8 protein-coding genes are annotated in these 12,150 nt (G+C 40.6%); 2 read left to right on the top strand and 6 right to left on the bottom strand.

Going from position 1 to position 12,150, the window contains the following annotated elements; translation table 11 throughout:
- Positions 1-83 precede the first annotated feature (83 nt).
- From rpsI to polA, 5 genes are all read right to left on the bottom strand, one after another.
- Positions 84-470, bottom strand: coding sequence for a 30S ribosomal protein S9 (gene rpsI / locus AC58DT_RS06540; protein WP_045078935.1), 387 nt, complete (start codon positions 468-470; stop codon positions 84-86).
- Complete coding sequence (gene rplM / locus AC58DT_RS06535; protein WP_497216069.1) at positions 470-925, bottom strand: 50S ribosomal protein L13; 456 nt, start codon at positions 923-925, stop codon at positions 470-472. Before rplM ends, rpsI begins: the two co-directional genes overlap by 1 nt.
- Before the next feature lie 223 nt (positions 926-1,148).
- Positions 1,149-2,735 (bottom strand): T9SS type A sorting domain-containing protein, encoded by a 1,587-nt coding sequence (locus AC58DT_RS06530; RefSeq protein ID WP_497216067.1) that lies wholly within the window; start codon positions 2,733-2,735, stop codon positions 1,149-1,151.
- 11 nt (positions 2,736-2,746) lie between these two features.
- The gene (locus AC58DT_RS06525) at positions 2,747-4,288 is read right to left on the bottom strand and encodes a T9SS type A sorting domain-containing protein (RefSeq protein ID WP_497216066.1); all 1,542 of its coding nucleotides are present in this window, start codon (positions 4,286-4,288) and stop codon (positions 2,747-2,749) included.
- 124 nt (positions 4,289-4,412) lie between these two features.
- Positions 4,413-7,256 (bottom strand): DNA polymerase I, encoded by a 2,844-nt coding sequence (gene polA / locus AC58DT_RS06520; protein WP_497216064.1) that lies wholly within the window; start codon positions 7,254-7,256, stop codon positions 4,413-4,415.
- 236 nt (positions 7,257-7,492) lie between these two features.
- Here polA and AC58DT_RS06515 point away from each other — a divergent pair, with 236 nt between their 5' ends.
- Positions 7,493-8,425: an isoaspartyl peptidase/L-asparaginase family protein gene (locus AC58DT_RS06515; protein WP_497216062.1), complete on the top strand. Its 933-nt coding sequence runs from the start codon at positions 7,493-7,495 to the stop codon at positions 8,423-8,425.
- 63 nt (positions 8,426-8,488) lie between these two features.
- Here AC58DT_RS06515 and AC58DT_RS06510 read toward each other — a convergent pair whose 3' ends face one another.
- The gene (locus AC58DT_RS06510; RefSeq protein WP_497216060.1) at positions 8,489-9,361 is read right to left on the bottom strand and encodes a cyanophycinase; all 873 of its coding nucleotides are present in this window, start codon (positions 9,359-9,361) and stop codon (positions 8,489-8,491) included.
- Between the two features lie 96 nt (positions 9,362-9,457).
- Between AC58DT_RS06510 and cphA the strand changes: the two genes are divergently transcribed.
- Complete coding sequence (gene cphA / locus AC58DT_RS06505; protein ID WP_497216059.1) at positions 9,458-12,094, top strand: cyanophycin synthetase; 2,637 nt, start codon at positions 9,458-9,460, stop codon at positions 12,092-12,094.
- Positions 12,095-12,150 lie beyond the last annotated feature (56 nt).

The following is a 12,150-nucleotide window of genomic DNA, read 5'->3' as shown; positions in this document are numbered from 1 at the left end:
AGCTTTTTTAATTAATAATGAATATGAACTTTTCAACTTTAATTGGGTATCCCCAAAGAGATACCCAATCTAGTTGAGTAATATTAACGTTTAGAGAACTGGAATTTCTTACGCGCTTTCTTCTGTCCAAATTTCTTGCGCTCTACCATTCTTGGGTCTCTTGTAAGCAAACCTTCTGGTTTCAGGATGCCGCGATTTTCATCGTTAAGCTCGCACATAGCGCGGGAAATTGCAAGACGGATGGCTTCTGCCTGTCCTGTGATTCCACCTCCAAATACATTTACCGAAATATCGAAAGTCTTTTCGTTATCTGTAAGTGTCAAAGGTTGTTTTACTTTATACTGAAGTGTTCCAGTTGGAAAGTAGTTTTCCAACTCGCGCTTGTTGATGGTAATGTTTCCTTTACCTTCTTTAAGGTATACACGTGCAACAGCGGTTTTTCTTCTGCCTATTTTGTGAATTGTCTCCATTACTTGTTGTCGTTAAGGTTAATAGTTCTAGGTTTCTGTGCTTCCTGTCCGTGGTTTGCATCTGCATACACTTTTAGGTTTCTGAACATTTCTGCGCCCAATTTGTTTTTAGGGAGCATACCTTTCACAGCTTTTTCAACAAGCCTTGCAGGGTCTTTTTTGTACATTTCGGTAGCGGTAAGACTACGTTGTCCACCAGGATAGCCTGTGTGGCGAATGTACGTTTTGTCATTCCATTTGTTTCCGGAAAGGTTTACATTTCCGGCGTTGATAACAATCACGTTATCACCGCAATCTACGTGCGGGGTGAAACTTGGTTTGTGCTTACCGCGAAGTAATTTAGCAACTTCGCTTGCAAGACGACCCAATGCTTGCCCGTCCGCATCTACTACCAACCATTCTTTTACAACGGTATTCTTGTTAGCAGATACTGTTTTGTAACTTAATGTATCCATTTAGTTTTTTGTCAATCGTTAATAAATCATTGTTTTCTCACCCTCAAACAAAACAAATTTTGTCTAAGAGGGGTGCAAATGTAATGTTATTTATTTGAAAAGCAAGGGGTGGGAAATAAATTTTCTTTGAAAAAAGATCGCTTTGCTGAAAGAATAAAGAGCCAAGAACCAAGACTGGAAAATTCATAATTCATAATTCTGAATTCAGAATTATGAATTTAAATCATTCTTTCACAAACTTCTTCAACGCCACATTTTTCCCAGAATACAACTGCAAGTAATAAACGCCAGCAGCCAAGCTGGAAACATCCACGGTTGGGGAAACGGTTTCAACATCCAATTGCAAAACTTTGCTGCCCGTTACTGTGTAAATGTTAATTTGGTCTATGGTTTTGTCTTGGGTGTTGAGTTGTAATGTGTTTTTTGTTGGGTTGGGGTAGAGGGTTATTGCTGAGGAGCAGGGGTTTTCTTTGATGCTTAATATATTATCTAGCTTCAATACCCAATAATCATAATCACCTTGGGAGTTTTCTGTTTTATCACCCGAGATATTAGAATTTGAAATTCCAGAAACAATATATGTTCCGTCAGTATTTTGTATAACTGAAGAACTGCTATCCTGAATTGTGCCGCCAATTGTATTTTGTCCTTCAATAATGCCATTAATATTTAGCTTTACAATCCAAAAATCATTTTCTCCAATAGAATTTTCGTCTTTATCATCTGAAATATTTGAATTTGATGTGCATCCTAGTATATAGCCTCCATCAATTGTTTCAATAATCTCACCTCCTAAATCATAGTCATTTCCACCAATTGTATTCTGCCATTCAATATCTCCAGAAGAATCAAGTTTTAAAACCCATGCATCAAAACTGTTTGAATTTTCTGTTTTATCACCTGAAATTGGAGAATCAGAAAATCCACTAAGGATGTACCCACCGTCTGAAGTTTGGGAAATACTTTCTATAGAATCATACCCTGTGCCGCCTATTGTGTTTTGCCATTGTATGTTTCCCGAAGCGTCAAGTTTTAAAATCCAATAATCGCCAGAAGCGTCAAAGGCATCTTCAGTTTTATCACCAGAAATGTTTGAATTTGATTCTGCTCCAATTATATATCCACCATCATTGGTAATAGAAATTTGATTTAATCCGTCACCACTGTCACCACCAATAGTATTATCCCACTCCACAATACCGTTTGAGTTAAGTTTAACAATCCATATATCTCCATTCATAGAATTTTCTGTTTTATCTCCTGAAATATTTGAATTTGAAAATCCCCCCAATATATAGCCTCCATCTGGAGTTTGTTTTAGCGAAGATAGACTATCATAATCATCACCTCCAATTGTATTATCCCATACCACATTTCCATTATTATCAATTTTAACTACCCAGAAATCACTATCTCCCATGCAATTTTCAGTTTTATCTCCCGAGATATTAGAATTTGATAGCCCTCCTAATAAATAACCTCCATCTGCTGTACTTGTTAAGGAATAAAGATGATCGTCCAATGTTCCTCCGATGGAATTTTGCCAAAGGATATTTCCATTTGCATCAAGTTTTAAAACCCAAAAATCCCCAGTTCCATTTCCGTGATTGGCTATTGTTTTATCACCAGATATTTCGGATTCAGACCTGCCCCCAATTATATATCCTCCATCAAGGGTTTTGTCCATTCCATAAAGTATATCTTGCTCACTTCCCCCTATGGTGTTTTGCCATATTATATTTAGATCCTGGGCGTACAACGAAATTGTAATAAATGCTAAAACTAAACTGCTAAGTATATTTCTTTTCATAATAAATGATTTTATTCTTTTACAAACTTCTTCAAAGCCACATTTTTTCCCGAGTAAAACTGCACATAATAAACGCCAGCAGCCAAGCTGGAAACATCCACGGTTGGGGAAACGGTTTCAACATCCAATTGCAAAACTTTGCTGCCCGTCATTGTGTAGATGTTTATTTGGTTTATGGTTTTGTCTTGGGTGTTTAGTTGTAATGTGTTTTTTGTAGGATTGGGGTAGAGGCTTATTGCTTTTAGGAATGAATTATCTTCCAACCCTAAAGTTGCAGCGTGTTTTATTATCCAGAAATCGGCTTCCCCTCTGCTGTTTTCTGTTTTATCGCCTGAAATATTGGAACTGGATTGGCCACAAATCATAAAGCTGCCATCGTCATTCTGAATTGCTTTTGGCAGTCTTTCCCCCAATGAGCCATCTATATCATTTTGCCATTCAATTATGCCCACAGAATTAAGCTTCATTATCCAAAAGCTCTGGGAATCTTCAAAAGTATTATCTGTTTTATCGCCGGAAATATTTGAAAGAGAGCTACCGCTAATAAAATATCCTCCATCAGAAGATTCTATAACCGTAAGAGGAATATCTCCAGAGTCTCCCCCTATGGTATTTTGCCAGACAATATTGCCTGCTGAATCTAATTTTAATACCCAATAATCCTGATACCCTTGTGAATCTTCCGTCTTATCTCCAGAAGCATCAGAATTTGATTGCCCAATGACCATATATCCACCGTCATCTGTAAGTATCAAATTTGTTAAATAATCTTCTCCGTCCCCTCCGTAAATTTTTTCCCACACGGAGTTTCCATTCATATTCAATTTTGAGACAACATAATCACTAAAAATACCGCCCGTACCCGAGCCAGCTATTATAAAACCACCGTCATCGGTTAACCGAGCATTGCTTAGATTTGAATTGGCAAAAAAATCGTAACCCTTCTGCCATTGAATATTCCCATTTACATCCAATTTTAATATCCATACGTCGCCAACAACTGTTTTATCCCCAGATACACCTGAAGAAGCTGTGCCGCCAATTAAAAAACCTCCGTCGGCCGCTTGTTCAACGTCAGCAACAGTATCATTGTCATCACTTCCTATTGTTTTTTGCCACATTATATTTCCGGACACATCCAATTTTAGTATCCAGTAATCTGTGCCTCCCTGTGAATTTTCAGTTTTATCACCAGATATCCCGGAACTGGAATATCCCAATACAATGTAGCCATCATCGGATATTTGGATAATTTTTCTTAAATAATCGTCCTGATCGCCCCCTAAGGTTTTTTGCCATTGAATATTGCCTGAGTTATCAAATTTCACCACCCAATAGTCATATCCACCTCTTGAGTTTTCGGTTTTCTCTCCCGAAATGTTAGATTCTGAAAAACCACCAACCACAAATCCCCCATCATTAGTTTTGGAAATAAAAGATGGTTGGTCCCAATCACTCCCCCCAATAGTCCGCTGCCAAAGAATGTTTGGGTCTTGGGCTTGGATGGTAAATACAAAAAAGAAAAGTGATAAAAGTGTAAAGGAGTTTTTCATAGTAAGTGCTTCAATATTTTGGCAGCAAAATACTGATTTCCCATAATCCATAACATAAAAAAGTTAAGAAATTCTTAATACACAATCTACTTCACGGCATAAAGCCTTGAAAACTGTAGCAAAATTAATGCGCCTCCAACCAATTTTCACCCACGCCTAAGTCAACATCCAATGGCACGCTCAGCGTATAGGCATTTTCCATTTCGTGTTTAACCATGGTTTTTAGTTTTTCGAGCTCAGGCTTATAGACGTCAAAGACCAATTCATCATGCACTTGAAGCAACATCTTGCTTTTGTAGTTTTCAGCTTCCAGTTTTTTGTGGATGTTTATCATCGCTATTTTAATAATATCCGCAGCACTTCCTTGAATTGGTGCGTTCACCGCATTTCGCTCTGCGGCGCCACGCACCACTTGGTTGCTTCCGTTTATGTCTTTTAAATAGCGTCTTCGTCCCAAAACGGTTTGCACATAACCATTTTCACGTGCAAATTGAATTTGCTCGCTTATGTAATTCCGAAGTTTTGGATAGGTTTTATAATAGGTGTCAATCAAAACCTTTGCCTCTGTTCGGGACAGGTCAGTTTGGTTGCTCAAGCCGAAAGCTGAAACGCCGTAAATAATCCCAAAGTTTACGGTTTTGGCATTGCTTCTTTGCTCGCGAGTAACCTCACTTAAAGGAACATTAAAAACTTTTGAAGCAGTGGAAGCGTGAATATCCTCACCATTTTTAAAAGCTTCGATCATCGTGGTTTCTTCACTTAAAGCAGCAATTATTCGTAGCTCTATTTGCGAATAATCCGCTGCCATCAAAACGTAATCTTCGTTTCGCGGAATAAACGCTTTTCGAACTTCACGTCCGCGTTCGGTGCGGATCGGAATATTTTGAAGGTTTGGATTGTTGCTGCTCAATCGGCCAGTGGCGGCAACGGTCTGCATATAATCGGTATGTACACGGCCGGTAGATTTTTCAACTTGCTCCGGAAGCGCATCCACATAGGTGCTTTTCAGTTTGGTGAGCCCTCGGTATTCCAAAACATCGCGGATTATTTTATGGTCTTTTGCCAAATAGGAAAGCACATCCTCAGCGGTGGAATATTGTCCCGTTTTGGTTTTTTTCGGCTTGTCTATCAGTTTCATTTTTCCGAAAAGAATATCACCCAATTGCTTTGGTGAAGCAATATTGAATTCTTCCCCGGCTTCTTCGTAAATGTTTTTTTCAAGCTGAAGTATGTCTTTGTCCAATTCTTCGGAAAGTTTTTTGAGGAAATCTTCGTCCAAATTGATGCCTTCCAGTTCCATAGCCGCCAAAACCCGAAGCAATGGCACTTCAATATCGTCAAACAGTTTTTGGGTATTGGCTTCGCCCAGTTCTTTTTCAAAATGTTCCTTCAGCTGAAAGGTTACATCGGCATCCTCCACGGCGTATTCGGTCTGCTTTTCAACTTCCACATCGCGCATATTCAACTGGTTTTTGCCTTTTTTGCCAATTAATTCCGTGATGGAAACTGGCGTGTAATTAAGATATGTTTCGCTGAGAACGTCCATATTGTGGCGCATATCTGGATTAATCAGGTAATGCGCGAGCATCGTATCAAACAATTTTCCTTTGACGGAAATATTGTATTTCGCCAAAACTTTAATATCGTATTTTAAATTCTGACCAATTTTTTGGATGCTTTCATCTTCAAAAAACGGACGCAATTCCTCTAAAAGTTGCTGGGTTTCCTCTTTGTTTTCAGAAAAAGGAATGTAAAAACCCTTTCCTTTTTCCCAGGAAAAAGCGATGCCAACAAGTTCGGCTTCCAACGGATTCAAACTGGTGGTTTCAGTATCAAAACACACACTTTTTTGCTTCATTAAATTCTGAAGAAACAACTTCGTACCCATCCCTGGTTGCACGGTTTGGTAAAAATGTTCCGTGTTTTCAATGGTGGCGCGGGAATTGTAGTTTTTTATTTCTTCGGCAGCTTCACCATCGCCGCCAAAAAGTGAAAACTGTCCACTTCCTGCAGAAGAAGAAGTTGCTTTTTTTGCACTTTCAGAATTTGAAATCTGTGTAACTTTTTCCGAAGCGCCTTCTTCAGAAAACAACTTTAAAAACTGGTCTTTCAGTCTACGGAATTCAAGTTCCTCAAAAATCTGCTGTACTTTTTCGCCGTCGGGAATGGAGAGTTCGTAGTCCTTTTCGTTAAAGGTAACATCGCAGGTGGTGCAAATGGTAGCGAGTTTTTTGGAAAGCAGGCCGAGCTCGGCATTTTCCTCAACCTTTTCCTTCATTTTGCCTTTCAGCTTATCTGTATTTGCCAAAAGATTTTCCATCGAGCCGAATTCCGCAATAAATTTCTTAGCCGTTTTTTCACCCACGCCGGGTAGTCCGGGAATGTTATCACTGGCATCGCCCATCATTCCCAGATAATCAATCACCTGTTCGGGGCGCTCCACACCGAAACGTTTTTGAACCTCGGGAATTCCCCAGATTTCAATGGCGTTGCCCATACGCGCGGGACGGTACATAAAAATATTTTCGGTTACCAATTGTCCAAAATCCTTATCGGGCGTAACCATAAAAACCTGGTAGCCCTGCTTTTCTGCTTGTTGCGCAAGCGTTCCAATAATATCATCGGCTTCCAAACCTGAAAGTTCAACGCAGGGAATGTGCATGGCTTTGATTATTTCCTGAATTATAGGGATGGATTGGCGGATAACGTCGGGCGTTTGGTCACGGTTTGCTTTATAATCAGCAAACATTTCGGTGCGTTCGGCGCTTCCGTCTTTATCAAAACAAACGGCCAAATGGTCGGGACGCTCGCGACGGATAACGTCAAAAAGTGAATTGAGAAACCCCATAATGGCAGAGGTATCCTGCCCTTTGGAATTAATGGTTGGATTTTTTATAAGTGCGTAATACCCGCGAAAAATAAGGGCGTAAGCATCAAGAAGGAAAAGGCGTTTTTTTTGGGTGGACATAATTTTATTTTATTGGGAAATGTCTCAGCGAGAGCTCCCGATAGCTATCGGGACAAAGGCCGAAGCGAGTTCATAAATTGAAAACGATTCAACGACACTCAAACGGAGATTCATCTTGTTATCAAAAATAAAAATAACACTTCAGATACGAAGGGTTTTCCGTGAAAAAGAAAATTATAAATGAAGCAGTTTATTGTGAAAGGCAATTCGTATTTTTCCGCCCTAAAATATTTCAGATGAAAAAATACTCCTTAGTAATCCACGGCGGTGCAGGAACATTGGTAAAAGGGCTTATGACGCCCCAAAAGGAAGAACAATACAAAGCTGCGCTCAATGAAGCTTTGGAAAAAGGGTATGCTGTTTTGGAAAAAGACGGAAATGCAATGGATGCAGTGGAAACTGCAGTGAAACATTTGGAAGATTCTCCGCTTTTCAACGCTGGTAGGGGAAGTGTCTTCACCAATGATGGCACCCACGAAATGGATGCCGCTATTATGGACGGAACAACATTGGATGCTGGCGCAGTTTCATTGATCACTGGAATTAAAAACCCAATTTCACTGGCTCGCGATATAATGGAAAAAACAGATCACGTTTTTTTGGCGGGCGAAGGTGCAATGCGCTTTGCAAAAAGTTTGGGCTACACCCTAGAGACCCCAGAGTATTTTTATGACGAGCATCGTTATCAACAGTGGCAAAACATAAAGGACAGTGACAAATTTCAGTTGGACCACAGTATGAAAAAGGAAGGTAAATTTGGTACAGTTGGCGCTGTTGCTTGTGATAAAAACGGAAACATTGCCGCCGCAACCTCAACGGGCGGAATGACCAATAAACGATGGGGCCGCGTAGGCGACAGTCCGATGATAGGAGCCGGAAATTACGCAAATAATAAAACCTGTGCCGTGAGTTGCACGGGCAGTGGCGAATACTTCATTCGAGGAGTTGTAGCCTACGATGTGTCCTGTTTAATGGAGTACAAAGAAATGACCGTGGAAGAAGCCGCTTCCGAAGTAATCAACAAAAGACTTTTGGAAATTGGCGGCGACGGCGGTTTGATTGCCGTCGATTCCGAAGGAAATATTGCAATGCCTTTCAATACCGAAGGGATGTACCGCGCTTTTAAAACTTCCGAAGGAAAAAAAGATATTGGTATATATCGGGAATGATACTATGGATTCTGTGGATACTATTGTATTTTCAATCAACAATCAACAATCAACAATCAACAATCACAAAGTTTGAGATTCAATCACCCGAATGTGATGCGGTGAAATTTTAAGTTTCTTTTTCTTTATATCGAAACGGTCACCATGTGCTAAAATGTGAGTTTTCAAATTGTTGAGGGACATTGGCGTACCATCAGCAACCACGGCTTGATTGTTATGTTTTAATTTTCGCGGGTCAAAAAGGATAACCATCCCTGAACCAATAACCTCAACTATATTACAGTTTTTGATAACGAGGCCAGTATCTTCCGCCAAACCTATACCTATAAGTTTGGGAAAGCGTGCTACAGCTTCGGCAAGTCTTCCAAACCGTCCGCGACGTATAAAGTGTGAATCGATTATCAAGTTGGGAATAAAACCCATGCCTTCTCCCATTAAAACCGCACCCTTTGTAAACGCTTCTTTGATGCCACCGCCTTTTATCATTTCCTGGCTCATGCACATCGCACCAGCGCTGGTTCCGGCAATTACGAAGTTATCTTTTTCGTAACGCTTTTGAATTATTTTGTGGAGCAGTGTTCCACCAATATATTGTACGATTTTAGATTGGTCACCTCCAGAAAACATAACGCAATCTGCTTTTTTCATCAAGGTTAAATGCAGCGGATCTTCAGCTTCCTCACGATTGCGGATATCCATAATGCGAACGTTGCTACAGCCCAATTTTCCAAACGCATGCAGGTAGTTTTCGCTCACTTCATTCGGAATACTGGAAGCAGTTGGAATAACTATTATTAAAGCTTCCTTGCCACCGCTTTCACGAACCACGCGGGATAAAATTCCTTCTTGAATATATTCCAGAGTATATATTTCACTTTGTTCAATGCCCTTATCTTCATTTCCACCTATGGGGATCAGTGTGCCTTTTACGCTCATGAATTTATTTGATTTGCGGGCAAAAATACGCTAATTGTTATAAAAATTAATCATATATTTATCAAATTCGAACCAAACAAACAAATCCGTCAACTTATGCGAATTAGAGAAATCAACGCCATGCGAGGGCCAAATTACTGGTCTATACGTCGTCATAAATTAATAGTAATGGTCCTTGATCTTGAGGAAATGGAAGAACTTCCTTCCAATAAAATTGAAGGCTTTAGTGACCGACTAAAAATGATGTTCCCCAGCATGTATAGCCATCGTTGCAGCGTGGGTGAACCGGGCGGATTTTTTCAGCGTGTGGAAGAGGGCACTTGGATGGGCCACGTTATTGAGCATATAGCTTTGGAGATACAGACTTTGGCCGATATGGATACGGGTTTCGGAAGAACGCGCGGTTATGGTGAAAAGGGTGTTTACAATGTGGTCTTTAGTTATATTGAAGAAAATGTGGGGCGTTATGCGGCTAAAGCATCGGTTGATATTTGTAAAGCACTTATTTCTGGCGATAGTTATGATTTAGAAGCCGATATACAACGAATGCGTGAAATTCGTGAGGATGAACGCCTCGGGCCCAGTACAGGTTCCATTGTAGAAGAAGCCGAAGCCCGCGGCATTCCGTGGATTCGCTTGAATAAATATTCGCTCTGCCAATTGGGTTACGGAGCAAACCAAAAAAGAATTCAAGCTACCGTAACTTCCGAGACCAGTAGTATAGGCGTTGAATTAGCCTGCGATAAGGAAGACACAAAATACCTTTTGGAACAGGCTGAAGTACTCGTTCCGCGTGGTGATATTATTGGTCGCGAAAGTAGCTTGGAAGAAGCGTGCAGATATGTTGGTTTTCCTTTGGTGGTTAAACCAGTGGGTGGAAACCATGGCCGTGGAATTACCGTTAACATTAAAAATTATGAGGATGCCTTAGTGGCATTTCACGCCGCAAAAAATGTTTCTTCAAAAGTAATTATTGAAAAATATATCACTGGCGAAGATTATCGCTTGTTGGTTATAAACAATGTTTTGGTGGCCGCTGCCAAGCGCACACCGGCAAATGTAGTGGGTGATGGTAAATCTACTATTAAAGAGTTAGTTGATGAGGTAAACAAAGACCCTCGCAGAGGTTATGGTCACGAAAATGTGCTTACTAAAATTACCATCAATGATTTAACCAAAACCATTATTGCCGCTAAAGGTTACACCGAAGATTCGGTTCCAAATCAAGGCGAGATAGTTATTCTTAAGGATACCGCAAACTTGAGTACGGGCGGTACTGCGGAAGATGTTACGGATATTGTGCACCCCTCAAACGTTTCTATGGCTGAACGCATTTCAAAAATAATAGACCTCGACATCTGCGGAATCGATATAATGACAACAGACATCAGCAAGCCGTTGGAAGAAACCGGAGGTGCAGTACTGGAAGTGAATGCAGGTCCAGGCTTTAGAATGCACTTAGCACCAACCACAGGTTTGCCGAGAAATGTAGCGGCTCCTGTTGTTGACAAACTCTTTCCCCAGCAGAGCAACACCGGAAGGATTCCTATAATTGCAACTACGGGTACCAATGGAAAAACAACCACTACGAGATTGATTGCCCATATGGCAAAAATGAAGGGATACAGGGTAGGGTACACTACCAGCGATGGCGTTTATATCCAAAATAGATTATTGATGAAAGGTGATTGCACCGGGCCCGCCAGTGCCGAATTTGTTTTGAAGGATCCAACCGTAAATTTTGCAGTTTTGGAATGTGCCCGCGGCGGACTGTTGCGCGCAGGTCTTGGTTTCAAAAAATGTGATGTGGGGATTGTTACCAACGTTGCCGCAGATCATTTAGGACTGAAAGGAATACACACAGTAGAGCAATTGGCAAAGGTGAAAGGCGTAATTCCCGAAACTGTTTTGCCAGATGGCTATGCAATTCTAAACGCCGATGACGATTTGGTTTACGAAATGCGAAGAAGCATCAATTGCAACCTCGCACTATTCTCTATGGATGAAGAAAATCCGCGGATAAAGGCGCTCCAAAAACTTGGCGGAATCACTGCAGTTTATGAAAACGGCTATGTTACCCTTTGTCGCGGCACCTGGAAAATGCGCATTATGAAAGCTGAAAATATTCCCTTGACCTACGGAGGGAAAGCTACATTTATGATCCAGAATGTTCTTCCGGCGGTGATTGCTGCAAACGTTCGTGGTATTGGAATTGAAGATATGAAAATAGCCTTGGAAACCTTTATTCCTTCAGCTTCGCAAACACCTGGAAGATTGAATCTTTTTAAGTTTGAAAATTTCAGTATTCTTTTGGACTATGCGCACAACCCGGCAGGAATGCGTGCACTACAAAACTTCACCGATAACTTAGAAGCGACTGAAAAAATTGGGATAATTGCTGGAGTAGGCGACAGAAGGGAAGAAGACACCAATGAATTGGGAAGCATTGCCGCCGAAATGTTTGATGAAATTATAATAAGACAGGACAAAAATTTACGCGGTAAAAGCGAAGAAGATTTAATAAAAATGCTTGACGCGGGAATAAAAATGAAGGATCCCAACAAGAAGACCACGATTATCCCTTCCGAAAAAGAGGCCATTACCCACGCTGTAAAAAATGCGAAAAAAGGTTCGCTAATTATTTGTTGTAGCGATGTAATACCCGATGCCTTGGAGCTGGTTATGAAATTTAAGGAACAGGAAAGCAAGGGCGAGATGATCTTTGCCCAATAAAAAAAGCAAAAGCCGCTCCTCCTCAAAAGCGACTTTACTTTTTTAACACTGAAAAA

Source organism: Aequorivita sp. CRS11, from assembly GCF_059693805.1.
The sequence above is the reverse complement of the archived record's forward strand: the minus strand, read 5'-3'. Positions and strand labels throughout refer to the sequence as shown.

Excerpts from the sequence above, each read along its gene's own strand:
- AC58DT_RS06530 (WP_497216067.1), bottom strand. The coding sequence starts at position 2,735 with ATGAAAAGAAATATACTTAGCAGTTTAGTTTTAGCATTTATTACAATT.
- rpsI (WP_045078935.1), bottom strand. The coding sequence starts at position 470 with ATGGAGACAATTCACAAAATAGGCAGAAGAAAAACCGCTGTTGCACGT.
- polA (WP_497216064.1), bottom strand. The coding sequence starts at position 7,256 with ATGTCCACCCAAAAAAAACGCCTTTTCCTTCTTGATGCTTACGCCCTT.
- cphA (WP_497216059.1), top strand. The coding sequence starts at position 9,458 with ATGCGAATTAGAGAAATCAACGCCATGCGAGGGCCAAATTACTGGTCT.
- AC58DT_RS06515 (WP_497216062.1), top strand. The coding sequence starts at position 7,493 with ATGAAAAAATACTCCTTAGTAATCCACGGCGGTGCAGGAACATTGGTA.
- rplM (WP_497216069.1), bottom strand. The coding sequence starts at position 925 with ATGGATACATTAAGTTACAAAACAGTATCTGCTAACAAGAATACCGTT.
- AC58DT_RS06525 (WP_497216066.1), bottom strand. The coding sequence starts at position 4,288 with ATGAAAAACTCCTTTACACTTTTATCACTTTTCTTTTTTGTATTTACC.
- AC58DT_RS06510 (WP_497216060.1), bottom strand. The coding sequence starts at position 9,361 with ATGAGCGTAAAAGGCACACTGATCCCCATAGGTGGAAATGAAGATAAG.